The 23835-nt window shown below is 42.5% G+C and carries 22 protein-coding genes and 1 tRNA gene; 9 read left to right on the forward strand and 14 right to left on the reverse strand.

Annotated features, from left to right (window positions below; genetic code table 11):
* Positions 1-7 precede the first annotated feature (7 nt).
* The 7 genes from DP923_RS09085 to DP923_RS09115 form a co-directional block, all read right to left on the reverse strand.
* Entirely contained in the window at positions 8-1060 is a 1053-nt protein-coding gene (locus DP923_RS09085; RefSeq protein ID WP_165838169.1) for a M23 family metallopeptidase, read from the reverse strand.
* Positions 1061-1197: 137 nt separating this feature from the next.
* Entirely contained in the window at positions 1198-2136 is a 939-nt protein-coding gene (trxB, locus tag DP923_RS09090) for a thioredoxin-disulfide reductase (RefSeq protein WP_112305501.1), read from the reverse strand.
* A gap of 250 nt (positions 2137-2386) precedes the next feature.
* Positions 2387-3250, reverse strand: coding sequence for a sigma-70 family RNA polymerase sigma factor (locus DP923_RS09095; RefSeq protein WP_089317726.1), 864 nt, complete (start codon positions 3248-3250; stop codon positions 2387-2389).
* A gap of 185 nt (positions 3251-3435) precedes the next feature.
* The gene (pnp, locus tag DP923_RS09100; protein WP_112305502.1) at positions 3436-5577 is read right to left on the reverse strand and encodes a polyribonucleotide nucleotidyltransferase; all 2142 of its coding nucleotides are present in this window, start codon (positions 5575-5577) and stop codon (positions 3436-3438) included.
* Positions 5578-5710: 133 nt separating this feature from the next.
* Positions 5711-5986, reverse strand: a complete 276-nt coding sequence (gene rpsO, locus DP923_RS09105) for a 30S ribosomal protein S15 (RefSeq protein WP_112305503.1) — start codon at positions 5984-5986, stop codon at positions 5711-5713.
* A 126-nt stretch (positions 5987-6112) separates the two neighbouring features.
* On the reverse strand, positions 6113-7525 hold the full coding sequence (locus DP923_RS09110) for an LptF/LptG family permease (protein WP_112305504.1): 1413 nt from the start codon (positions 7523-7525) through the stop codon (positions 6113-6115).
* 110 nt (positions 7526-7635) lie between these two features.
* Positions 7636-8040 (reverse strand): START-like domain-containing protein, encoded by a 405-nt coding sequence (locus DP923_RS09115; RefSeq protein ID WP_112305505.1) that lies wholly within the window; start codon positions 8038-8040, stop codon positions 7636-7638.
* Between the two features lie 135 nt (positions 8041-8175).
* Here DP923_RS09115 and DP923_RS09120 point away from each other — a divergent pair.
* The 5 genes from DP923_RS09120 to DP923_RS09140 all read left to right on the forward strand — a co-directional run bounded on the left by DP923_RS09120 (position 8176) and on the right by DP923_RS09140 (position 10302).
* Positions 8176-8249 (forward strand) — tRNA-Met (locus tag DP923_RS09120).
* A gap of 315 nt (positions 8250-8564) precedes the next feature.
* The gene (locus DP923_RS09125) at positions 8565-8756 is read left to right on the forward strand and encodes a cold-shock protein (RefSeq protein WP_112305506.1); all 192 of its coding nucleotides are present in this window, start codon (positions 8565-8567) and stop codon (positions 8754-8756) included.
* Between the two features lie 140 nt (positions 8757-8896).
* Positions 8897-9124 carry a hypothetical protein gene (locus tag DP923_RS09130; RefSeq protein WP_112305507.1) on the forward strand — a complete coding sequence of 76 codons (228 nt, stop codon included), beginning with the start codon at positions 8897-8899 and terminating at the stop codon, positions 9122-9124.
* A gap of 62 nt (positions 9125-9186) precedes the next feature.
* The gene (locus DP923_RS16825) at positions 9187-9642 is read left to right on the forward strand and encodes a cold-shock protein (protein WP_112305508.1); all 456 of its coding nucleotides are present in this window, start codon (positions 9187-9189) and stop codon (positions 9640-9642) included.
* Positions 9643-10017: 375 nt separating this feature from the next.
* Positions 10018-10302, forward strand: a complete 285-nt coding sequence (locus DP923_RS09140) for a hypothetical protein (protein WP_112305509.1) — start codon at positions 10018-10020, stop codon at positions 10300-10302.
* Positions 10303-10414: 112 nt separating this feature from the next.
* On the opposite strand, the gene DP923_RS16690 is transcribed toward DP923_RS09140, so the two are convergent.
* Positions 10415-10567 carry a hypothetical protein gene (locus DP923_RS16690; protein WP_165838170.1) on the reverse strand — a complete coding sequence of 51 codons (153 nt, stop codon included), beginning with the start codon at positions 10565-10567 and terminating at the stop codon, positions 10415-10417.
* Between the two features lie 405 nt (positions 10568-10972).
* A complete protein-coding gene (locus DP923_RS09145; protein ID WP_112305649.1) occupies positions 10973-12913 on the reverse strand; it encodes an ABC-F family ATP-binding cassette domain-containing protein in 1941 nt (646 codons plus the stop codon).
* 299 nt (positions 12914-13212) lie between these two features.
* Here DP923_RS09145 and DP923_RS09150 point away from each other — a divergent pair, with 299 nt between their 5' ends.
* Positions 13213-13764 carry a 2'-5' RNA ligase family protein gene (locus DP923_RS09150; protein ID WP_112305510.1) on the forward strand — a complete coding sequence of 184 codons (552 nt, stop codon included), beginning with the start codon at positions 13213-13215 and terminating at the stop codon, positions 13762-13764.
* A 421-nt stretch (positions 13765-14185) separates the two neighbouring features.
* The gene (locus tag DP923_RS09155; protein WP_112305511.1) at positions 14186-16387 is read left to right on the forward strand and encodes a catalase; all 2202 of its coding nucleotides are present in this window, start codon (positions 14186-14188) and stop codon (positions 16385-16387) included.
* Positions 16388-16452: 65 nt separating this feature from the next.
* On the opposite strand, the gene DP923_RS09160 is transcribed toward DP923_RS09155, so the two are convergent.
* The 3 genes from DP923_RS09160 to hslV form a co-directional block, all read right to left on the reverse strand.
* Positions 16453-17715, reverse strand: a complete 1263-nt coding sequence (locus tag DP923_RS09160; RefSeq protein WP_112305512.1) for a porin family protein — start codon at positions 17713-17715, stop codon at positions 16453-16455.
* Between the two features lie 150 nt (positions 17716-17865).
* Complete coding sequence (locus DP923_RS09165) at positions 17866-18837, reverse strand: deoxyhypusine synthase family protein (RefSeq protein WP_112305650.1); 972 nt, start codon at positions 18835-18837, stop codon at positions 17866-17868.
* A gap of 141 nt (positions 18838-18978) precedes the next feature.
* On the reverse strand, positions 18979-19521 hold the full coding sequence (gene hslV, locus DP923_RS09170; protein ID WP_112305513.1) for an ATP-dependent protease subunit HslV: 543 nt from the start codon (positions 19519-19521) through the stop codon (positions 18979-18981).
* Positions 19522-19931: 410 nt separating this feature from the next.
* On the opposite strand from hslV, the gene DP923_RS09175 reads away from it, so the two are divergent.
* Positions 19932-20801 carry an ATP-grasp fold amidoligase family protein gene (locus tag DP923_RS09175; protein ID WP_112305514.1) on the forward strand — a complete coding sequence of 290 codons (870 nt, stop codon included), beginning with the start codon at positions 19932-19934 and terminating at the stop codon, positions 20799-20801.
* Positions 20802-20888: 87 nt separating this feature from the next.
* On the opposite strand, the gene DP923_RS09180 is transcribed toward DP923_RS09175, so the two are convergent.
* Positions 20889-22598, reverse strand: a complete 1710-nt coding sequence (locus DP923_RS09180; protein ID WP_112305515.1) for a pyruvate dehydrogenase complex dihydrolipoamide acetyltransferase — start codon at positions 22596-22598, stop codon at positions 20889-20891.
* A 131-nt stretch (positions 22599-22729) separates the two neighbouring features.
* Positions 22730-23347, reverse strand: coding sequence for a histidine phosphatase family protein (locus tag DP923_RS09185; protein WP_112305516.1), 618 nt, complete (start codon positions 23345-23347; stop codon positions 22730-22732).
* A 59-nt stretch (positions 23348-23406) separates the two neighbouring features.
* Here DP923_RS09185 and DP923_RS09190 point away from each other — a divergent pair, with 59 nt between their 5' ends.
* Positions 23407-23829, forward strand: a complete 423-nt coding sequence (locus DP923_RS09190; protein WP_112305517.1) for a hotdog fold thioesterase — start codon at positions 23407-23409, stop codon at positions 23827-23829.
* The last annotated feature ends 6 nt before the right edge of the window (positions 23830-23835 follow it).

Consider the following 23835-nt stretch of genomic DNA (forward strand, 5'->3'; position numbering starts at 1 on the left):
CTGTGCTTTATTTTACCCGTAACTTCTGCCCTAACCGCAATGTAGTTCGTGTGCTAATGCCATTCAGTTTTGCGATCTGGCTAGCTGTTACACCATAGCGTTTGGCAATACCTGAAAGTGTATCACCTTTACGAATGGAATGATACTGCGTTCTTCGTGCGCCGCTGACAGAGCCGCTACTTCTTGCTTTGTTATAGTAATTAAACAATGCGGACGTAATAACGAAGCTTTGCCCCTTCAGTAAGTAATCCGGGAAATCGTAAATATTTTCCGGATCGATCGGATTGCCCTGGTACCGTACTTCGTAGTGCAAATGCGGACCGGAACTACGGCCTGTACTACCTCCTAACCCAAGCAGATCGCCGGCTTTTACAAACTGGCCTACTTTAGCAATTGGTTTACTTAAGTGGCCGTACAGCGTCTCCAAGCCATTGTAATGCCGCACCACGTAGTAATTACCGTAACCACCGCCGTCCCATTTACTGATGCGTATAACACCATCAAACGCTGCAAAAATAGAGTCTCCGGTATCTAGGTCTATATCAGTACCATAATGCCAGCGATAGCCTCTTTTGCCAAACCGACTGGTGATCGGTGTTTTAACCAGCGGCATTTTATAGTCACGTTTTACCTGTGGGTCATATAAGGTAATATCAACCGTATCCTTTAACTGCCGACTATCCATGCGGTAAGGATTAATGTTCCGGGTATCCCAGATGGCATAATAACCGGCAATCCTGATCCAGGTAGAATCTACCAGAACCTCTTCTGATACCTCCACAATATGCTGTTCTCCCAAATCAAGCTCAGATGTATCTTCACTCACAATGGAAAGCTCCTTCTTCGGGCTGAAAAATACAGAGTTATCCTCGTCTGACTCATCATCCGGAAACTCCTCATACTTGATCAGTATGGTTGTATCAGGGCGTACGTACTGTATCTTTGGAGATTTAACTTTGAAGAGGTCTTTGGTCTTACTTTGCGCCAAAGCGCCAGCCGGACCAAACAGTATCCCCAGAATAAACAGTACAACCGCTAACGTCGCTTTTTTTGTAAACATTCGATCTAATTTTGACAGCACCTCCGGTTAAAAGCGTAAATGCTTTTTCCTTAACTAAAGCACGGCCATTATATTGTAGATTTCTTGCTGAACCTTCTATAAAAATTCTGCAGGTGCAAAACTTGCAACCAGGTAAATTAATGCAACTCGTTTGCTGCCAGGTAGCGTTCCGCATCAAGTGCAGCCATACAACCCGACCCAGCCGCTGTTACTGCCTGTCTGTAAGTAAAGTCCTGCACATCGCCGCAAGCAAATACGCCATCAATGTTTGTTTTAGATGTTCCCGGGATAGTACGGATATACCCATTCTCATCCAGGTTAAGGTAATCCGCAAAAATATCAGAGTTAGGCTTATGGCCAATTGCTACGAAAAAGCCTGAAACTGCCAGCTCCTGTGTTTCGCCGGTTACCAGGTTCTTTAAACGAACACCTTCTACTACATCTTTCCCTAAAATTTCGTCTGTAACAGAATTCCAGATGATCTCGATATTAGGTGTTTTTTTAACGCGCTCCTGCATAATGGTAGAAGCACGCATTTCATCTTTCCGAACGATCATGTATACTTTTCGGCAAAGATTAGCCAGGTAAGTTGCTTCTTCAGCGGCCGTATCTCCGGCACCAACTATAGCTACATCCTGCCCACGGTAAAAGAAACCATCGCAAACGGCACAAGCTGATACACCATTTCCGTTAAGCCTTGCTTCAGACTCCAGGCCCAGCCACTTGGCAGAAGCACCCGTCGAAATAAGTACGGTATGGGCTTCGATAACTTTTTGGTCGTCGATGGTAACTTTATGTGGTTTCGAAGAAAAATCAACCGCAGTGGCAATGCCATAACGCACATCTGTGCCAAAGCGCTCTGCCTGCTTCCGGAAGTCTTCCATCATCTGCGGACCGTTTATGCCATCTGCATAACCCGGGTAATTTTCTACGTCGTTCGTTATGGTAAGCTGGCCACCGGGTTGCAGGCCCTGATATAAAACCGGGTTAAGGCCGGCGCGAGAAGCATAAATAGCTGCTGTATACCCAGCAGGACCCGATCCGATGATCAGGCACTTTACTTTTTCTATTTCCATTTTATTGATGCGTACAAAAGAAATTTGGTTGCAAGTATACAAAAATTATCACCCTTTGCCTTCATATCAACAAGTATAAAAAAAGGCATTAGGCAGGGTTATACTTTTCATCCTCCGGTTAAGAGTTAAAAGCACTCCTCTATTAACAAATGAAAAGCCGTTTATACTTACTGAATTTTAAATTTATACTTGCTACAAAAGCAAAACCCCGGCTTTAGACCAGGGTTTTGCTTTAAATAAATAATTTTGATTAGCCCAGATAAGGCTTCAAAGCTTTACTTCTGGAAGTATGGCGTAAACGTCTGATCGCTTTTTCTTTGATCTGGCGTACACGCTCCCGTGTCAGGTTAAACTTCTCACCAATCTCTTCAAGGGTTAACGAGTGTTCACCGTTCAATCCAAAGTATAACGTAATTACGTCGGCTTCGCGTTTGGTTAGTGTAGATAAGGCACGCTGTACTTCTTTGCGAAGCGAGTCGTTCATCAGGCCCATATCAGGCGATTCTTCGTCTTCGTTCTCCAGTACATCCAGCAGGCGGTTTTCTTCACCTTGCACAAAAGGCGCATCTACAGACACGTGTCTGCCCGAGATCTTTAAAGTATCTACTACTTCAGCAGTTGTCAGTTCCAGTACCTCCGCAATTTCTTCCGGCGATGGCTCGCGTTCAAACTTCTGCTCCAGCTCCGAAAATGATTTGGAAATCTTGTTCAGGGATCCTACTCTGTTCAGGGGAAGGCGCACAATACGCGACTGCTCGGCCAAAGCCTGCAGAATCGACTGACGGATCCACCAAACGGCGTAAGAAATAAATTTAAAACCTCTTGTTTCATCAAAACGCTTGGCAGCTTTGATCAGACCTAAGTTTCCTTCGTTGATCAAATCACCAAGAGAAAGGCCTTGATTTTGATACTGTTTTGCTACCGAAACCACAAAGCGAAGGTTCGCTTTTGTTAATTTCTCAAGCGCAAACTGATCTCCTTCTCTAATTCTCTGAGCTAACGAAACCTCTTCATCAGGAGTAAGCAAATCTACTTTGCCAATCTCCTGTAAGTATTTGTCAAGCGATTGGCTTTCGCGATTTGTAATCTGTTTGCTTATCTTGAGTTGTCTCATTAGAGTTAATTGTTATAGCAAAAATGTTAAAATTTTAATTAGGCTCGTTGTGGTAACATAAGCAACCCACGCAAAGTTCTTACTTATTCTAAATAAAAACAGCCAAGCATTGCTGCGCAAAAAGCAAAAAAACTCCTGATGCCATTTTACAGAAGAAAATGGCATCAGGAGCATAATAATACGTGTTACTGTTGTGGAGCAGATGCTTCAGGCTTAGGCAATATCGCTTTGCGCGATAACTTGAATTTACCTGTTTTCTTATCTACATCAATCAACTTCACTTTTATCTCTTCTCCAATCTCAAGTACGCCATCCATTGTTTCAAGGCGCTCATACTTAATTTCAGAAATGTGCAGTAAGCCATCTTTACCAGGCATGAACTCAACAAAAGCACCGTAAGGCTGGATAGACTTTACTTTACCAATGTAGATATCACCGATCTCAGGCTGCATTACAATAGCTTTGATTCTGGCTACTGCATCGTCCATTGCCTTCTGGTCGCTGGCGAAAATGTTTACGTGTCCTTTTTCGTTTTTCTCTTCGATGATGATCGTAGCACCTGTATCCTTCTGGATCTGCTGGATCACTTTACCACCTGGCCCGATTACAGCACCGATAAATTCTTTCTCGATCACGATGTTGAATGAACGAGGTGTGTGCGGCTTGTAATCTGCGTTAGGTGCCGAAAGTGTTTTGTTCATCTCGTTCAGGATGTGCGCACGACCTTCTTTCGCTTGCAACAATGCCTGCGTCATAACTTCGTGAGATAATCCTTTTACCTTGATGTCCATCTGGCAGGCCGTGATACCGTTTTTGGTACCTGTTACCTTGAAGTCCATATCACCCAGGTGATCTTCATCACCTAAGATATCAGATAGAACGGCAAATTTGCCTGTTTTCTCATCTGTGATCAAGCCCATTGCGATACCGGAAACTGCATTCTTAATCGGAACACCTGCATCCATTAAAGCTAAGCTACCTGCACAAACCGTTGCCATAGAAGATGAACCATTCGACTCCAGAATATCAGAAACGATACGGATTGTGTATGGATTCTCGCCTTCAGCAGGAAGTACTTTCTTAAGGGCACGTAGCGCCAGGTTACCGTGTCCGATCTCGCGACGGCCCGGTCCTCTGTTTGGCTTCACTTCTCCTGTAGAGTATGCAGGGAAGTTATAGTGCAATAAGAATTTGTTTGTACCTGATGTCATGGCGCTGTCGATCATCTGCTCGTCCAGCTTTGTACCTAACGTAACAGTTGTAAGCGATTGTGTTTCGCCACGTGTAAACACAGCAGAACCGTGCGTAGCAGGCAAATAGTTTACCTCAGACCAGATAGGGCGAATTTCGTTTAACTGACGACCGTCCAGGCGCACGCGCTCATCCAGTATCATGTTACGAACCGCTTCTTTCTCTACGTCGTGGTAATATGTTTTGATCAGACCAAGGTCGTAGCCATGATCTTCTCCTAAAGACTCAATAAACTCCGTTACAACTGCTTTGAAGCCTTCCTTACGCTCAGATTTGTTTGCATTGCCACGCATGGCAACCTGGTACGCTTTCTGGTAAGTTGCTTCGTATACTTTAGAGCGCAGTTCTTCGTCGTGCGTTTCGTGCGAGTACGTACGTTTCTCCAGTTTGCCAACCATTTCGGATAGCTCTAACTGGGCACGGCACTGTACTTTAATAGCCTCGTGTGCAAAGCTGATGGCTTCCAGCATCTCTTCTTCAGATACTTCGTTCATCTCGCCTTCCACCATCGATACGCTGTCCATAGAGGCACCAACGATCATATCGATGTCTGCACGCTGCAGGTCAGTTGCAGTTGGGTTAATTACAAACTGGCCATCAATGCGTGCTACGCGCACTTCAGAGATGGGGCCGTTAAATGGTATATCAGAAACAGCAAGTGCAGCAGAAGCAGCAAGCGCGGCCAATGCATCCGGCATGATCTCTTTATCAGCAGAGATCAGGTTAATGGAGATTTGCGTTTCAGCATGATAATCCTCCGGGAACAACGGGCGAAGCACGCGGTCAACCAGGCGGGATATCAGAATTTCGTAGTCAGAAAGGCGTGCTTCCCTTTTCAGGAAACCACCTGGAATTTTACCGGAAGAAGCGAATTTTTCCTGGTAGTCAACAGACATGGGCAGGAAATCAACTCCTTCGCGGGCTTCTTTGTTTGAAACAACAGCAGCCAGCAGCATGGTGTTTCCCATTTTTACTACTACTGAGCCGTCGGCCTGCTTGGCAAGTTTACCGGTTTCAATAGTTATCTCCCGGCCATCCGGAAGTTCAATCGTTTTCGTGATCGCGCTATAAGACATCTTCAATCGTTTTTACATCAAAAAACAGTTTTGCCCTTTGCAAAACTGTCGGGTACTGGCAATAGGGCACTCTGATTTGCTTAGAAAAAGATTAGGGAACCCTATACGAATTCCCTAGTCCTTTTAAATAAGCTTATTTTCTGATACCAAGCTCAGCGATGATAGCTCTGTATCTTTCGATATCGTTTTTCAGAAGGTAGTTAAGCAGTCTTCTTCTTTTACCAACCAGTTTCAAAAGTCCAAGACGAGTAGAAAAGTCTTTCTTGTGGATTTTTAAGTGCTCTGTAAGATCAGAGATGCGGGTTGTGAAAAGGGCAATCTGAGACTCAGGAGAACCTGTATCAGTTTTAGACTTAGCTATGCCATGCTTTTCAAAAATTTCTTGTTTCGCTTCAGTAGTTAATTTCATTGCGTATAATAAATATCAATCAGGTTATACTTTGGAAAGACTGCTCTATAAGCCGCAAAGATATAGATTTCTTATTAAATAAAAAAACCTGTACCTATACTTCTTTTGCGGCCTGCAAGCAGGGTATTATATTTTATTCCGGCGAAGACGTGTCATAAACTTGCGCCAGAAATCAACTTCGAGCAAACTGGAATCGTTACGTGCCTGATACAGAAAGAATAACCCAATCGGCAACAAGATCAGATTTGCCGCCCACATACCGGCACCAATAGGCACTAAGCTTTCTCGCCCCCACTTCTCTCCCAAAATCCCCATTACATAAAGCAATATAAAGAAGATAATCGAGATTATAACCGGCACGCCCAAACCGCCTTTCTTAATGATGGCTCCAAGCGGCGCGCCGATCAGGAACATGATAAGGATAGCAACCGACTGGGTATACTTGCGCCAGATCTCGATCTCATAGTTATTAGACTCGCGCTTAATGCCGTTTACACGCTCTACATAGCTTGATGTAAACGTCTTGATGTTGCGGGCTTTATTTGTTGCACTTGTAATTACAACTGCATTTATACTATCTAAATCTCGTTCCAGGGAGGCTTCCGTTAATTTAACACCATACTTGGTGCTATCGCTTGCAGCCTTAAAATACATGTAAAACGGATCTACGTTGGTTGCATATTGCTTTTGCTCGTTGGCGTTATAAGTCCGAAGCGAGTCTGTAACTTTCTCCAATTCTTTAATATTCTTCATCATCTTATGATCTGAAAAATACTCTTCCTTAGTGCGCTCCAGGCCAAAGGAAGACAAACTGGTCACTATTTTACTTTCTTCAAACTCCTGCCTTACAAACTGCTCGTTCGAGTTATTAAAATTGCCATCGGCCTGGTCTACGTAGGTATTACCATCAAAAAGCTCCATAACCAAGTAAGTGTCATTAAAAGCCGTATACATCCGCCCGGAATCAGCAAGGATAACGCGTGTATTGGAGCCCCCTTTCGAGTGGTCATAGATCATGATATCCTTTAATGCGCCCTCTTCATTTACTTTCTTGTTGATCTTTATGCTCAGACCCGGAAGGCCGTTATAGAAGGCGCCTTCCTTAAAGTTCATGGTTGGCTTTTTCTGGCGGATATCCCAAAGCAGGCTGTATGCTTTCAGGTTGGCTTTTGGTACGATGTTGTTATTAAAATAGAATGCCCCCAGCGTTATGGTGATCACCAGCAAAAAAACAGGCATTAATACACGTGGCAAGGCAATACCAGACGTTTTAATAGCGGTAAGCTCATGGTGTTCGCCCAAAGTGCCAAACGTCATCAAACTGGAGAGTAATACTGCCAGTGGCAGAGCAACCGGAACAGTGTTCAGGCTCAGATAAAACAGCAATTCGGCAAACACTTGAACACCCAGGCCTTTTCCAACCAGTTCGTCGAGGTACTTGAGTACGATGTGTGTGAGCAGAATAAACTCTACAATGGCAAATGTTAAAAGAAAAGGCCCTATAAACGACCTTATTATCAGCTTATCTAATTTCTTCATGCTAAAGTCTGGGAGACATAGAACTACACATCAAGTGCTGCCTGATGCTATTGTAAACTAACATGCAGCTGTCAAGAATCGTGCAAAGATAAGCAGATGCAAATGAATAATTACCCTCCTACCGTTTCGCGCAGATTAAGAATCAGATTATCCCAGAGTTCTTCCAGTTCTTCCACATCATCTTCATCTGTATAATCCACTATCTTCAGGAACTGCTCCTGGGTAAGTTCACTTGATTCGATAGAGAAATCGATGTACGAGGCATCTGGCACATGTTTTTTCTGATCATCCAGGAAAAGAAAGCGAACCGAGCGGTTGCTTCTAAAGCCGGTCATTTCGGCAAAGTGGCTGCGGCCGTCCCAAATAAAGTTAAAAATCTTATCCTCGTTTATTTTTGCATCATCACAAAACCACTGCGACAGTCCGCTTGGCGAACTCAGATAGGGGTACAAAAGTTTTGCTGAAGCATTGATCGGGTACTCTCTAACGAATTTAGTTTTTGTAGCTCTCGTCATAGATTTGGCTTGATAAGGATATTGGTAAGTATAGTATTAATTTTCGATTTTATATATATCTAAAAAATAAAATGTTTTTTTCAGAATTATACTTGCAATTATCAAAAACATCAAGCTATATTTGCACCCACAAACGGCGGGGTAGCTCAGATGGTTAGAGCGCAGGATTCATAACCCTGAGGTCGGCAGTTCGATTCTGCTCCCCGCTACTTAGGTTATCTTAAAACACCTGTAGGTCAATCTTACAGGTGTTTTTTTGTTTTACAGGATACTTCCAGAATAACTTAACCTGCTTTTTGTTACTCTCCTGCTCACCGAAAACAAGGGGCACAGTCTGACACGTTTCAATTACTGTTTCTTAACTTTCCAACACTTTCCTTCCACTTCTGCAATCCGGTAACATCTTAATATAATGACTATAAGGAATTAAATTAAGAATTGTTAAAAAATTGTCGTACATTTAAAAAAAATATGGAACATATATACCTGCAAATATGTAGTAGGTATATAATAAACAACACAACATGAATAACGGAACAGTAAAATTTTTCAACGACTCTAAAGGATTCGGTTTTATTAAGGATGCAGAAACAAATCAGGAGTACTTTGTACACGTATCAGGTCTTGTACACGAGATCAGAGAAAACGACGAAGTAACTTTTGAATTACAAGAAGGCAGAAAAGGACTTAACGCGATCAACGTAAAGCGTGCATAGTCTTTCTATATAAAGCTATCAATAAAAAAGCCTTACACCCTGTAAGGCTTTTTTATTGATAGTATTTGAATTTTAAGCTTGTTTCTTAAATCGTTTACAGCGATTAAGTAGATTATATCAAAATCCTAACCTATTTTACGATGAACAGGAAATATATAGTAGATACCACAACACGTGAATATTTATGTGTTGCTTTACAAAAAGGCCAGGAGTGGACACCCGTTAACCAGGATTCGTTAGAAGGTTTTATGGATGCTTGCCCGGACAAGGATAAGCCGGATTTCGAACTAGTTTCCGGTGAATACAACGATAACTCCTTCTTTGAGAAGTGGATACGCAATGGCACTAACTTCTTGTTCCGGTACTAACCAGAACAGTATTCTATACTAAATCATCAAGTAAAACTTAACACAAAGATCAGTAATAAATTATGGGTAGATCACAAGAGACCTTCAGTAAAAAAGAAAAAGAAAAGAAAAAGCTAAAGAAAAGACAAGACAAAGAGCAGAAGAAGGAAGAGCGTAAAGCCACTCCTAAAGGCAGCAGCATGGATGATATGCTGGCTTATGTAGATGAAGATGGCAATATTACCTCTACCCCACCAGATCCTACAAAGAAGAAGAAAGTTGTAAAGCAGGAGGATATCCAGATCGGTGTATCCAGACAAGAGCCTCAGGACCCGGCTGATCTGATCAGAAAAGGAACTGTAACTTTCTTTAATACTTCGAAAGGATATGGTTTTATCAAAGACCACGATACCCAGGAAAGTATTTTTGTGCATCAGAATGCGATTGAGGGCCCTATCAAAGAAAATGATAAAGTGACATTTGAAGTAGAAAAAGGACCGAAAGGCCTGAATGCTATTAATGTTAAGGCTGTAGCTTAAATCACAAGTATAGCTGCTTGTACCATCTATATTTATACTTGATCTGATCTTGATTAAGGCTTGTTAAGTATACTTGTTTATTTTATAAAAGGTCTTTCTAAGCTGTTCCATTACCTGGAACAGCTTTTCTATTTTTAGATTTTTTGTTCATCATACATTAAAATTACAGCAACAAGCAGCCCCCGAATTTATACTTTAACCTTGTCTCCCAATGAACTCTTTAGACTTATAAGCAGCTATTTTTAAACAGTTTAGAGCCATATTCACACATTGGCTCCAAATATTCTCCAGAACAGGTAATTAAAATTTTCATATTAATTTTTAAAACCATATCCATAAGATTGCGTTTCCATAGTGTAAAACAAATTTAAAACTATGGAAACACCTGACTTAAAAGATCTAAAAAATAAGGCCGACAGATTCAATCCTGAGCACAGAGAAGGCCCGGTAGCAAAAACAATTGAAGAGTATACTGCAAAGTTACCTTCCGACCTGTTCTTATGGGCAGCACTTGGCTCAATGGCCGTTTCAGCTACGCTGAAAATTATGAGAAAAGATGATGAAGCTTTATTTGTTGGCCAGTGGCCTGCTCCTTTCCTGTTATTAGGACTTTACAACAAACTTGTGAAAGTTGAAGGAAGCGACAAAGCAAGCAAATAATTGCTAAAAAACTTCATAAAACAAAAAGAGGAAGCAAATGCTTCCTCTTTTTGTTTTATAGGATAATATGTAGTGTGTCTTACTTAATACCTGCTTTTGGCAAGCTTTGAGCCTAACGACGAGCAGTATCTTTCAGGAAAGTTGGTTTGTACATAGGCTTGCCTTTCATGCTGCTGTATGCAGAACATGAATTCGAAAGCTGGCAGGAAGTAAAACCAACTACAATTAAAACAAACAGGCAGATTCTTAGTAAAATTGATTTCATATAAGGTTGGCTAAATAGTTAGTAAGCAATATTCTTTCGAGAGGTATTAGCTATCTCATTAAATATTATAATACAAATATATATTATTTAGTATCAATTATAAACTTTCATAATTAATATATTACAAAATAATATGATTTTATTCAAATAATACATTCCTGTAAAATAAGTAATTACTTGGTTATCAATTTATATTACTTTTATATACTAATTTGAATATTCGAAAATTTATTTTAACTATTTATAGATCTAAATTAGCTTGCGAAAACTTTAGGTTTCTAAGCTAATTTTTAAGCGGACTTATATTTTAAGCCAGATATCTAAATGGATGTGATGCTTGGACATAAAAAAACGTCTCAAATGAAAATTTGAGACGTTTTCAAAGTATAAATAAATAAGTATTACTTAATCAGCTAGTTTGGCTTCCAGTTCTTCGGCAGCAAGCATCAGTTCTTCCCACTTTTCGTTTACCTTACTTAACTCTTTCTGAACGGCTTCAAACTTAAGCGAATTTTCCTGGAGCAGGTTTACGTTGCCATAAATTTTAGGATCTGCCAATTGTGTTTCGTAGGCTGCTAACTCCTGTTCCAGCTTTTGAATCTGATTTTCTACTTCTTTCAGCTGTTTGTTTGTTTGTTTGAGTTGGTTATTCAGCGCATTGTATTCAGACGTTTCGCGTTGCTGCTTTTGCTTTACTTCTTCTTTTTTTGGAGAAACTTCTGCTATAGTACCCAACTTTTTCATTTCCTTCTCACGCTTTTCCTGGAACTGCTCATACTCATGGTAGGTGCCCGGATATTCTTTAAGCTGATAATCCTCGATATACCAGATCTTGGTTGCGACATTCTCAACAAAAAAGCGGTCGTGGGAGATAATGATAAAAGTACCCTCGTACTGCTCCAACGCCTGAATCAGAATGTTTACCGACTGCATATCCAGGTGGTTGGTTGGCTCATCCAGCATCAGGAAGTTAGCTTCTGAAATAAGTGTTTTTGCAAGCGCTACCCTGCTTTTCTCGCCACCGGATAATACTTTGATCTTCTTAAAAACAGAATCTCCGGTAAACAGGAAAGACCCCAGCAAGGTGCGCAGTTCCACCTCCGATTTGCCTGATCCGGCCTGTTGCAATTCCTGTAAAACCTCGTTCTCTACGTTAAGCGATTCCAGCTGGTGCTGCGCGTAGAAGGACATAATTACGTTGTGGCCCAATTCGCGCTTGCCTTCTATCGGTTCTGTACCGGCAATAATACGCAGCAGTGTAGATTTACCTTTACCGTTCCCTCCTACCAGCGCAATCTTATCGCCACGCTCTACGTGCACGTTCGTATCCCGGAAAATCATTTTAGAGCCGTAGCTTTTGCTCATATGCTCCAACCTGAAAATATGACGCCCGGGATGGGTATTAAACTTAAAGCTGAAATTCACTTTGGCTGCATCTGGTGCAACTTCCTCAATACGTTCCAGCCTGTCGAGTTGCTTCATGCGGCTTTGCGCCTGTTTTGCCTTCGTAGCTTTCGCCTTGAAACGCTCAATAAAGCGCTCCGTCTGTCGGATATGCGCCTGCTGGTTTTCATAAGCACCTTTTTGTATCTCGTTCCGCAGAATTTTTTCTTCTACGTAAAAGCTGTAATTGCCCGCGTATACATTCAGTTTGCTGTTCGAAACCTCAACAGTAATATTGGTTGTTTTATCCAGGAACTCCCTGTCGTGCGATACAATTACAACGGCGCCTTCAAAACGATCCAGGTACGTTTCCAGCCATTTAATGGAAGGTAAGTCCAGGTGGTTGGTAGGCTCATCGAGAAGTAATAAAGAAGGCTGCTGCAACAGGATCTTGGCCAGCATCACGCGCATGCGCCATCCCCCGGAAAACGAAGCCAGTGGTTGCTTTAATTCTTCTGTGGTAAAGCCCAAACCTTCCAGTATAGCCTCGGCATTTGCCTGCATGGTATAACCGCCCAGTGCCTCGAAGCGTTCCTGTAACTGCGCCAGCTTATCTACCAGGCTATCATGAAAATTATTTTCGAATTCTACTAAAATCTTATCTATCTCTTTCTGCAGCTGAAGCGCTTCTCCGAAGGCCTGCATCGCCACAGCAAGTATACTATCGTGGGTCTGGTAGCTGAGCAAATCCTGATTCAGAAAGCCTATGGAAGTTTCGCGGCTCATCTGTATGCTGCCACCATCCGGTTTATACTCGCCTACAATAATGCGTAATAACGTCGATTTGCCTGTACCATTCAGCCCGATCAGACCAATTTTATCTTTTGGTTTAATGTGCAGGTTAGCCTCATCATACATCGGACGGCTGCCAAAATGGAAGCTTAGGTTATTAATTGATATCATGTGCGAGTTATACTTTAAAGTACAAAGGTACTTAATTTTGCCCGTTACAGGAAAACACATTCTTTAAGTCCACTTTAACTTATACTTTATACCTTAGATTTGTAAAGTATAAGTTTGTGCTTTACCTTAAAGATTGGAGATTATACTTTACCAAAACCGTATAAAGCTAAAATTCCTTTTGTAGCTTTCAGATCAACATGAAATCACAAAGATTATATCGAAGCGATTTCGTAATATTGCATCCCTTTTATTTTCAGGTGTTGGGCTGCCAAAGTAAAGCATAATTTAAGTTTGAAGGTATGATTGCAATTGCCTCTATTTTGGATAAAAAAACGTCGGAGCGTGTAAGCGACCTGATGGAGCAACTTGAAGCTGAGTTTGGCTTAAGCGGCGTTAAGGTTACCCCTTACCCACACCTGACGCTTTTAACTGCTGAGATTCCGGACATGGAAGAACTGAAGCAGTACCTGGAAAATACCTGCATCGAAACCGAAAGCTTTACCATCCGCACCACAGGCCTGGGCATATTCCCGGGGCCTAACCCGGTTATTTACATACCTGTGCTACGAACACAGCCTCTCAATCATTTACACCGCAAGCTGCAGGTTGATATTTCTGAAATGAGTACCGAGATGGGTGTTTTTTATAACCCCAACATGTGGCTGCCCCATATAACACTAGCTTTAGGCGATACCACAACAGAACTACTGGGGCCTATACTTGCCTACCTGTGCCAGTACAATTACAACTGGGAAATTACAATCGATAACCTGACTATACTGCAGAAAAGCGGTGATTTCTATCTGAAAGAAGAAGAATTCTATTTTAAAAGCAGTGAACTGATTCGGTAATTTTAGCGCTAATTAGTTCTTTATTTTTTACATATAAAACCTAACAGCTGCTGCCATACTTCTATTTGGTCAGTCTGCCATTGATCCTATCTCTCAGAAGTATAAAAAGTGTACTTATAAGTTGTTAACTTCTTATACCTTCCTTCATTACTCATCTTATTATCACTATTTTATACTTTAAGTTATACTTACCGGAAAAAATTTAAAAGTGAGGATCTTACGCTTCAGTGCAACTACTGGCTTTGCCTTCCTAAAGTATAAATCCACTTTTAATCTAATTTTAATCTATATTAAACTAGGTTAAATCAAACGATTGTAGTTGGGTTCCGTATGGATTTATACTTCATTTAACTATAGACCTAGTTTTTAAGTAAGCAATCCAGGCTTTTTAAAGCTATCATTAAAGAAAGCTACCCAATCTATGAGCAACCAGGACAAATCAACATCATCTGCATCTACCACTCATGTAAATGATAAAACCAAAAACGAGCAGCTGGATCAGTTCCGAAGAGGCGACGAAGGCGAATACATGACAACGGATCATGGGCTGCGCATTAACCATACCGATGATTCTCTGAAAGCCGGATCGCATGGGCCGACCTTGATGGAAGACTTTCACTTCCGTGAAAAAATGACCCACTTCGACCATGAAAACATTCCGGAAAGAATTGTGCATGCGCGCGGTTCTGCGGCACACGGTTTCTTTCAGCCGTACGCTTCCATGGCCAAGTATACCAAAGCTAAATTCTTATCAGATCCGGATAAAAAGACACCGGTTTTTGTTCGGTTTTCTACAGTTGTTGGTTCGCGCGGTTCTGCAGATACAGTTAGAGATGGGCGAGGCTTTGCAACTAAATTCTATACTGAAGAAGGTAATTATGACCTGGTTGGGAACAACATTGCGCCGTTCTTTATCCAGGATGCAAATAAATTTCCTGATTTGGTACATGCCATCAAGCCAGATCCGGATAATGAAATGCCCCAGGCTTCGGCTGCTCACGACACCTTCTGGGACTTCGCATCGTTGATGCCGGAAACCACGCATATGATCATGTGGGTTTTATCCGACAGAGGTATTCCGCGCAGCTTCCGGATGATGGAAGGTTTTGGTGTGCATACTTTCCGGTTTATAAATGAGCAAGGTAAATCACGGTTTGTAAAATTCCATTGGCGGCCGTTATTGGGTACGCACTCACTTGTTTGGGACGAAGCCCAGAAGCTAGCCGGTAAAGACCCGGATTGGCTGCGTCGCGACCTTTGGGAAGCTATTGATATGGGCGAGTATCCGGAGTATGAATTAAGTGTGCAGGTAGTAGAGGAAGAAGATGAATTTAAATTTGACTTCGATCTTCTGGATGCAACCAAACTGATTCCGGAAGAACTGGTGCCTTTAGAGCCGATCGGTAAAATGACGCTGAACCGTAACCCTGATAACTTCTTTGCTGAAACAGAGCAAGTGGCGTTCCACCCGGGCAACCTCGTGCCGGGAATAGATGTTACAAACGATCCGTTGCTGCAGGGTCGCTTATTTTCCTACCTCGATACGCAGCTTAACCGCTTCAACAGCACCAACTTTACCGAAGTACCTATAAACCGACCGGTTTGCCCGGTGCATAATAACCAACAAAACGGGTTTATGCGCCAGACAATTAATAAAGGGAAAGCCAACTACTTCCCGAACTCCATCGGAAATGGTTGCCCGATGATGGCTCCAGAGAAAATGGGCGGTTACGTGCACCACATGGAAAAAGTGGAAGGCCATAAAATACGTGCCCGCAGCGAGAGCTTTAATAACCACTACAGCCAGGCAACACTGTTCTGGAACTCTATGACACCAGCCGAAAAGAAACACATTGTAGAAGCAGCGCATTTCGAACTTGGCAAAGTAGAATCCTATGAAATACGCGAGCGCATGGTAGCCAACTTTTATAAAGTGGATCCTGCATTTGCTAAACTCGTAGCCGATGGAATTGGTGTGGATGTGAAAAAAGGAGAAGACTCCCCATCTACAGGAAACTTCGTAGAAGACGAGGCATCTAAGAAAATCAAGAATGGAAAATCTGTAAAAGAATCTCCTGCGCTAAGTATGGAGAAAAATAAAGTAGCAACTGTTAAATCCAGAAAAGTAGCCATTCTGCTGGAAGACGGTTTTAACTACGATGAAGTAACCGAAATAAAAGAAGCCTTAACAAAAGCCGGAGCGAACGTTAAAATTGTTTCCAAAATCTTTAAGAACCTGCAGGCTTCTAACGGCAAAACCATGAAAGTTGATAAAAGCCATGTAACAACTGGTTCTATCATGTTTGATGCCGTTTATGTACCAGGTGGTGTGGCCAGTGTAGCAGCCATGAAAAAGCAGGGAGATGCGCTTCATTTTATACTCGAAGCTTACAAACACTGTAAAGCAATTGGTGCATCTACCGAAGGGATTGAGTTGATCGAAGCGGCGCAATTGCCAGGTTTGATTGTTGCTAAAGCTAATACCGAAGAAATAGCTACTTCCAAAGGGATCATCACCGCTCGCAAAGGCGCCTCTGTCGAAGAGTTTACTTCTGCTTTCCTGGATGCGATCAGCAAGCACCGCCATTGGGAAAGAGAAGATAAAATAATGGTACCGGCTTAAGTGCCATAATAACCTATAAAAAAAGCCCTTAGCTAATTAGTTAAGGGCTTTTTTTATAGGTTAACTTACTTTAACTGGTAGCCCAGCATGATTCCGAACATGGTTTTGGGAGAACCGATTGCCTGGACTTCAGATACGCCATTTCCTCTTTCAAGCCTGAATTCGGTTATCATATTTTTATAGCTTAAACCAGCTCCAACAACCCACGCCTGCTCATGCTTCCGGATACCGTTAACTGCTTCCACAGTTTTTTCGGACTGCACAGAGTAAAAATTCCGGTTTATTACCTTTTCATTGGTATGATTAAAGACAAAGTTATTGGCAACACCTGCATTGATAAATGGCTTAACAGCTCTTTCTTTTAACTGATACCGTAGCATTGCCGTTAGCCCAATGCCTTGCACTCCAATTTTAGAACTGGACGTAAAATAATTCTCGCTGGAGATACGCTCTTCGTAATCGCCTGTTACAGAATACGCTTTCCACAACAGTTCGGTATAAATAGACCAGCGTTGATGCAACCTCGGAACCACGAAATTAAATGCAACACCTGCAGTATAACCTGTACCATCAAAAGCAGTTTTAACCAGTTCATTCTTATCATCGCCTGTAAACTTAAGGGCAGTGCTAAAACCACCCGCCATTAAGGCTATTTCGGTTTCAAATTTCTCGTCAGGCGCCACATAGGTTGGAGTGGTTGCTGATGGTTTACATTCATTATAGCCAACCACCAGGTTTCTTATAGCTTTAGTGCTGAAACGTAAAGCAGAAATTTTACTTTTGATGGCTTCGCAACCTACCATCATACTTTGAAGCGTATCTTTAAAAGCTTCCTCCTGTGTCATATAATTCAGGCCATTAACTTCTACTTTATTTTTTAACAAAAGCAATTCTTTCGGCTGGCCCGCTCCCTCTTGTACAAATAAGTGTTCTTTTCCGCTTTCGCTTTTCAGATAATATAAATTAAGACTCCCTTTTGCCATCACTTTCATAAATACGGTATCGGTTTCTACTACCTGAGGGGTTGTAACCTTGATCATATTTTCATGCACACGCGACTTATTTACCGGCAATACAAATCGCTCATAGATGTCGCCGCCTGTTAACCCAAACGCCTGCAACTGTTCAATACTTTTGGTTTGAGTATCGCCCTGTTTGCCACTACCAGAAACAATAATGGTTTTCGGGTTTTTGCTCCAGTTCTTGTTCTCAATAAAACAGCTAACCGAGTCTTGTTGGTTGGTAACATAATATCCCTGCACAAACTTATTCTGAGCCTGTACCGAGATTGCAATAAAGATTAAAAAACTAGTAAAGATTGCTTTCATACAGAAGGGTTTTGGTTAAAAATAATCTCAGTTATACATTTCGCTTGTAATATATAGTTTATAATTAATTAAAAATAATTTATTGAAATTCATAGACATAAAAAAAAGCCAGCAGGGTCCTGCTGGCTTTTTTTATACTTGAAGATATAATTACATATCCAATACAATAGCAAAAATAAGTGGCGCCACAATCGTAGCATCCGACTCGATCATGAATTTAGGAGTATCTTTCCCTAATTTGCCCCATGTGATTTTCTCATTTGGCACAGCACCTGAGTATGAGCCGTAGCTGGTTGTAGAGTCAGAGATCTGAGCAAAATAACCCCAAAGCGGAACCCCTGTACGCTGAAGATCCTGGTGCAGCATTGGTACCACGCAGATCGGGAAATCGCCGGCAATACCACCACCAATCTGGAAGAAACCGATTGTTGATTCTTCTGTTGCAGTCTGGGTATAAAAGTCAGCCAGGTACATCATGTACTGTATACCCGTTTTCATGGTATGCACATTTTTGATGTCGCCGCTGATGACGTGGCCAGCATAGATATTACCTAGAGTGGAGTCTTCCCAGCCCGGGCAAATGATCGGAAGGTTTTTCTTGGCAGCTTCCAGCATCCAACTGTTCTTCGGATCGATCTGGTAATACTGCTCTAACTCACCAGACAATAGAATCTGATAGAAGAACTCATGCGGGAAGTATGATTCACCAGCTTTATCTGCTTTTTCCCAGTACTTCAATACAACGTGCTCTAAACGGCGCATTGCCTCTTCTTCCGGAATACAGGTATCGGTAACACGGTTCAGGTGGCGGCTTAAAAGCTCTTCTTCATCAGCGGCAGAAAGCTCACGGTAATGTGGTACACGCTCATAAAAATCATGGGCCACCAGGTTAAAGATATCTTCTTCCAGGTTAGCGCCCGTGCAAGAAATAGCGTGAATTTTATCCTGACGAATCATTTCTGCCAGAATAATGCCCAGCTCAGCTGTAGACATAGCACCTGCTAAGGTAACCAGCATTTTGCCACCATTATTCAGGTGCGTTTTGTATCCTTCAGCTGCATCTATTACAGAGGCTGCATTGAAGTGCTTGTAGTGTTTCTTTAAGAAATTTGTTACTTCCATGTTCATTAGCTTTAAGTACCCATCCAAAATAAGAGTACCTGAGTCCGCAAGTTATTAATTATTCCTGATTTATACTTTACGGTATGTATCGTGTAGCAGTTCAAACTACCAGACATACTTGTAAAATCACTAAATTACTGTTTAGCTGGCAGGCTTCTCGATGATGAGGTTATGGTTGGTGTAGATACAAATATCGGCTGCAATGTTCAGGGATTCTCTTACCATTTCTTCGGCTGTTAAATGCGGCGCGTGTTTCTTTAAAGCCAATGCAGCGGCATGCGCATACATACTGCCGGAGCCGATCGCGGCAATCTGGTTGTCTGGCTCCAATACATCGCCTGTACCTGAAATAATAAGCAACTCGTCTTTATTGGCTACTACCATCATGGCTTCCAGCTTGCGGAGGTACTGGTCTTTGCGCCAGTCTTTGGCCAGTTCAATGGCAGCACGCTTCATGTTACTTTGGTAAGCGTTCAGTTTTTCCTCGAAGCGCTCCAGTAAGGTAAATGCATCGGCAGTAGAGCCGGCAAAACCGGTTACTATCTTTCCATCCAATAGCTTCCGTATCTTTTTTACATTGCTTTTTGCTATATGCTTGTCCATTGTTGCCTGGCCATCAGCACCCAAAGCTACTTCGCCGTTATGGTATATGCCACATACTGTAGTTGATCTTATCTTCGTCATAGTAAAGTTAAAATTAAATGTTAAGTTACGCAGGTAACCGCTCTGTCTGGTAAAGCTAATCGTTTATCAAATAAAAAGCCAGATGCGTGCTTCGTGCCAAACTGTCTTACCTTTTTGATCAAGTGTTAAGCATTCTTAGTACAATTATTTATTGCACTAAGAATGCTAAAGATTTTTTTAAAAATAACTTTTAAATTTCACTTCAAAGGATGGCTTTGCTGCGAAAAAGCACGTAAACACTGCAGTCGAATAATAATATTCTGATCGGACGGTACATCATTTTTAAAAACAGCTTACAGTCAAATAGTTATAATTTATACTTTCTTAACTAGATAAACAATAAGCAGCTTTAAGGATATACAACTGAAAATTTGGTTTATGCAGCATCCCAAAATTCATTCATACTTTTCATGTTACGAGCTTTAATTAACAAACTAAGCACTAGAGCCACCAGAGAAAACAAGGAGTTCTCTAAACGCATCCTTTTCAGACATAAAACTTTTTGGGAAGCACCTGAAGCCGAAACTGTCCGAAACACAGTAATGCATGCCACCGATCCGATCGAGAAATGGCAGGATGTAAAGCATTGGCAACGCAAGCTTAGTAACAAGTATAACTCCAGGGAGTTTGCAAAAAAACATGGCTGCCGTGTAGCCGAACTATACTGGAAAGGCCGTGACATCGAAAATATTCCGTTCGATACCCTCCCTAACCATTTTGTGATCAGGCCAACCATTGGTTACTCCTGTGGTATGGTTTTCCTGATGAGTAATGGCTTGAACCTGATGGATAAAAAAACTTATACTCCTGAAGACCTGAAAGCAGAGCTTAAAAAAGGTATAGATGAAAATCCGTTGGTAGAGTTTTTAATTGAGGAATTTGTCAGGACAGAAGCCGGCGAATACGAAATACCAAAAGATTATAAATTATACTTGTTTAACGGCGAACTGGCGACCATACAGGTTATTAACCGGACCAGCGCAAAAAGTGGTTCTCAGAGCTCTTTCGATGAAAACTGGAACCTGCTGGAAAAGCACACAAACGTATATGCCTATGGCGGTTACAGAGAACCTCCGGCTTGCCTGCAGGATATTATTGAACAAGGCAAAAGGTTAAGTAAAGCCTATGGTATTTTTGTGAGGATAGACTTTTATGCCACCGATAAAGGCGCCGTGTTCGGAGAGTTTACGCCTACACCTGCCAGGGGTATGGGCTTTACAGATTATGCAAATAAACGCTATACCGCATTCTGGGACAAGCATTGTGCAGGTAAAATATAAGCTGATTTTAAATATTTAAACCAAAAAGTAAGAGCCTCTCCTTAATTGGAGAGGCTCTTACTTTTTATAAAGTATAGATTTGCGCTGCTATACCAGAATTCTTACCGGATTTTCCAGTAGGTTTTTAAATGTTTGCAGGAAAGCAGAACCAACGGCCCCATCTACCACGCGATGATCGCAGGATAAAGTTACCTTCATCACATTACCAATCCGGATTTCGCCATTGCGCACAACAGGCTTTTGCTTGATCGCGCCAACTGCCATGATACAAGCATCCGGAGAGTTGATAATAGCTGTAAATTCTTCGATACCAAACATACCTAAGTTTGAAATGGTAAAGGTATTTCCTTCCCACTCAGCAGGCTGCAGTTTCTTGTTTTTAGCTTTTCCGCCCAGTTCTTTCACTTCACTGGCAATAGCAGACAATGATTTGATATCAGCATTACGCACAACCGGTACCAGCAGGCCTTCTTCCACAGCCACAGCCACACCAATATTGATTTGCTTGTTGTAGCGGATTTTATCTCCTAACCAAGATGAGTTTACAGCCGGATGCTGACGCAAGGCAGCAGCAGCAGCTTTTATCACCAGGTCGTTAAATGAAATCTTAACCGGTGATACTTCATTCATACTGGCGCGCGCTTCCATTGCCTTATCCATGTCTATTTCCATGGTGAGGTAGAAGTGCGGTGCCGTGAACTTACTTTCTGACAGACGGCGGGCAATTACCTTGCGCATCTGCGATACGTTCACTTCTTCAAAATCAGCAGCAGGTGCGCTGGCAGGAGCTGCAGCTGGTTTGCTTTGTTGCGGCGCAGCCTGTTGCTGGGTCGCAGCAGCCGGTTTATAGTTTTCAATATCACGCAGCACAATGCGACCGCCTTCAGCAGAACCTTTTATATCAGCCAGGTTAAGGCCTTTTTCTTTGGCAAGCTTTTTAGCTAACGGAGAGGCTTTGATGCGGCCACCTTCTGAAGTTTGCGATTCGTTAGCAGCCGGAGCTTCGGCGGGTACACTTACCTCATCTGATTTATCTGATCTGGCAGCCTCAACACTTGTATCGATCGCTTCGTCTGTCTGTGCGTTTTCCTGGCGTTCCTGTGTATCATCAGAACCAGCCGAGCTTCCACCTTCCAACAGCGCTTTATAATCAGCACCTTCCTCGCCTATTACAGCTATTACAGCATCCACCGGAACAGAGTCGCCGGCAGTTACGCCTGTGTAAAGCAGTGTGCCATCTTCATAAGATTCCAGCTCCATGGTTGCCTTGTCCGTTTCCACTTCAGCCAGTACATCACCGGATTTAACTTTATCACCGGTTTTTTTCAGCCAGTTTACCAGTACGCCTTCCGTCATGGTATCGCTCATTTTCGGCATCCGGATAACAGACGCTTTGATGTTGCTGGTATCTACCGTTGTTTTGGCAGCCGGCGCTTCGGCTTTCGCAGCAGCAGGTTTTACTTCCTCTTTTTTTGGAGCGCTGGCCTTTTCTTCTTTTGGCTCATTGGCTGCTGGTGCAGCTTTCGCATCTCCGCCAAGCAGCGCAGCGAAATCTTCGCCTTCTTTCCCGATCACAGCGATCAGGGCATCAACCGGCACACTTTCACCTTTCTTCGGACCAATGTACAACAATGTACCATCCTCATAAGACTCCAGTTCCATAGTGGCTTTGTCAGTTTCTACTTCAGCCAGTATATCGCCTGAGCTCACTTTATCACCTACATTTTTAAGCCAGGATGCAATAACCCCTTCGGTCATTGTGTCACTCATCTTCGGCATTCGGATCGCTTCAGCCATAAAATATCGTATTGTTTAGATCGCCCTGAGGCTTGAATGTTCTGCCCAAAATTAGATTTAAAAATATTTTATTCAAACTATACGCTGCTTATTTGTTCCTGAAGCGCCGTTCTACTCTTGAATACTCCAAATTAGCGCAAATGCGCCACATCGCAATAACGTTTCACTGTAAACATGCTGCCGGTGTATTCTAACTGGTAAAGCCCGAGGTTCTGGTGTAAAAACTGGTCCATGCACCGGAGCGGGTAGCGAAGCAAATTGCTCAGAAAAATACGCATGGCGCGCCCGTGCATACAGATCAGAACAGTTTCTTCTTCGGGCCTGTTCAGGAGCACATGCTCTATAAAAGGCTTTTGCCGCTCCGATACCAGTTCCGGACTTTCGCCGCCTTCAATGCAAATGCTTGTTTCGCCATCGCGCCAGGTCTGCAGTATGTTCCGGTAATATTCGTCTTCTTCGGGTGTGATGCGGGTGCCTTCGCGCGTGCCCCAGTTTATTTCGTTCAGGGCTTCATACTTTTCATGCGGAATACCCAGATCAATAAACTGCTGCACCGATTGCACGCTTCGCTGTAAATTGGAAGTATAAATCTTATCGAACGGAATACCCTTGTAAGCTTCAAAAAACTGTTGGGCCTGTTGCCAGCCGCGTGCGTTAAGTTCAGAATCCACGCCACTCCCCTGCACAATACTCTGGAGGTTATAATCTGTCTGGCCGTGGCGGATGAGGTATACTTTCTTGCTATTCAAAATTCTTCTACTTTTGCTTTCTTATAAGTTAACGAGCGTAAATTTAGCTATCACAGCCAATGCACAAAGATAATACTACGTTAGAGCGGGTAAAAGAGTGGGGCCGCAACAATATGCTAGAACATTTAGGGATCGAGATAACTGAAGTTGGCCCTGATTATCTGGCTGGTAAAATGCCCGTAGACCACCGCACTCACCAGCCTATGGGGCTGTTGCACGGTGGCGCATCGGTAGCGCTCGCTGAGTCGCTGGCAAGTATGGGCGCAGCCTTACAGGTCGATCTTACGACCAAAGCTTGTGTTGGCCTCGAGATCAATGCAAATCATATCCGGGGAGTGCGCGAAGGCTGGGTATATGGCAAAGCCACGGCCATGCACATCGGTCGTACCACGCAGGTCTGGGAAACCAAAATTACAAATGAAGCAGGCGATCTTGTTTGCATCAGCCGCATGACGGTAGCCGTAATCGATAAAGTAAAATAAGGCAGG

Source organism: Pontibacter arcticus (assembly GCF_003284895.1).
Classification (GTDB): domain Bacteria; phylum Bacteroidota; class Bacteroidia; order Cytophagales; family Hymenobacteraceae; genus Pontibacter; species Pontibacter arcticus.

Coding starts and splice junctions, on each gene's coding strand:
- DP923_RS09085 (WP_165838169.1), bottom strand. CDS start 1,060: ATGTTTACAAAAAAAGCGACGTTAGCGGTTGTACTGTTTATTCTGGGG.
- trxB (WP_112305501.1), bottom strand. CDS start 2,136: ATGGAAATAGAAAAAGTAAAGTGCCTGATCATCGGATCGGGTCCTGCT.
- DP923_RS09095 (WP_089317726.1), bottom strand. CDS start 3,250: ATGAGACAACTCAAGATAAGCAAACAGATTACAAATCGCGAAAGCCAA.
- pnp (WP_112305502.1), bottom strand. CDS start 5,577: ATGTCTTATAGCGCGATCACGAAAACGATTGAACTTCCGGATGGCCGG.
- rpsO (WP_112305503.1), bottom strand. CDS start 5,986: ATGAAATTAACTACTGAAGCGAAACAAGAAATTTTTGAAAAGCATGGC.
- DP923_RS09110 (WP_112305504.1), bottom strand. CDS start 7,525: ATGAAGAAATTAGATAAGCTGATAATAAGGTCGTTTATAGGGCCTTTT.
- DP923_RS09115 (WP_112305505.1), bottom strand. CDS start 8,040: ATGACGAGAGCTACAAAAACTAAATTCGTTAGAGAGTACCCGATCAAT.
- DP923_RS09125 (WP_112305506.1), top strand. CDS start 8,565: ATGAATAACGGAACAGTAAAATTTTTCAACGACTCTAAAGGATTCGGT.
- DP923_RS09130 (WP_112305507.1), top strand. CDS start 8,897: ATGAACAGGAAATATATAGTAGATACCACAACACGTGAATATTTATGT.
- DP923_RS16825 (WP_112305508.1), top strand. CDS start 9,187: ATGGGTAGATCACAAGAGACCTTCAGTAAAAAAGAAAAAGAAAAGAAA.
- DP923_RS09140 (WP_112305509.1), top strand. CDS start 10,018: ATGGAAACACCTGACTTAAAAGATCTAAAAAATAAGGCCGACAGATTC.
- DP923_RS16690 (WP_165838170.1), bottom strand. CDS start 10,567: ATGAAATCAATTTTACTAAGAATCTGCCTGTTTGTTTTAATTGTAGTT.
- DP923_RS09145 (WP_112305649.1), bottom strand. CDS start 12,913: ATGATATCAATTAATAACCTAAGCTTCCATTTTGGCAGCCGTCCGATG.
- DP923_RS09150 (WP_112305510.1), top strand. CDS start 13,213: ATGATTGCAATTGCCTCTATTTTGGATAAAAAAACGTCGGAGCGTGTA.
- DP923_RS09155 (WP_112305511.1), top strand. CDS start 14,186: ATGAGCAACCAGGACAAATCAACATCATCTGCATCTACCACTCATGTA.
- DP923_RS09160 (WP_112305512.1), bottom strand. CDS start 17,715: ATGAAAGCAATCTTTACTAGTTTTTTAATCTTTATTGCAATCTCGGTA.
- DP923_RS09165 (WP_112305650.1), bottom strand. CDS start 18,837: ATGGAAGTAACAAATTTCTTAAAGAAACACTACAAGCACTTCAATGCA.
- hslV (WP_112305513.1), bottom strand. CDS start 19,521: ATGACGAAGATAAGATCAACTACAGTATGTGGCATATACCATAACGGC.
- DP923_RS09175 (WP_112305514.1), top strand. CDS start 19,932: ATGTTACGAGCTTTAATTAACAAACTAAGCACTAGAGCCACCAGAGAA.
- DP923_RS09180 (WP_112305515.1), bottom strand. CDS start 22,598: ATGGCTGAAGCGATCCGAATGCCGAAGATGAGTGACACAATGACCGAA.
- DP923_RS09190 (WP_112305517.1), top strand. CDS start 23,407: ATGCACAAAGATAATACTACGTTAGAGCGGGTAAAAGAGTGGGGCCGC.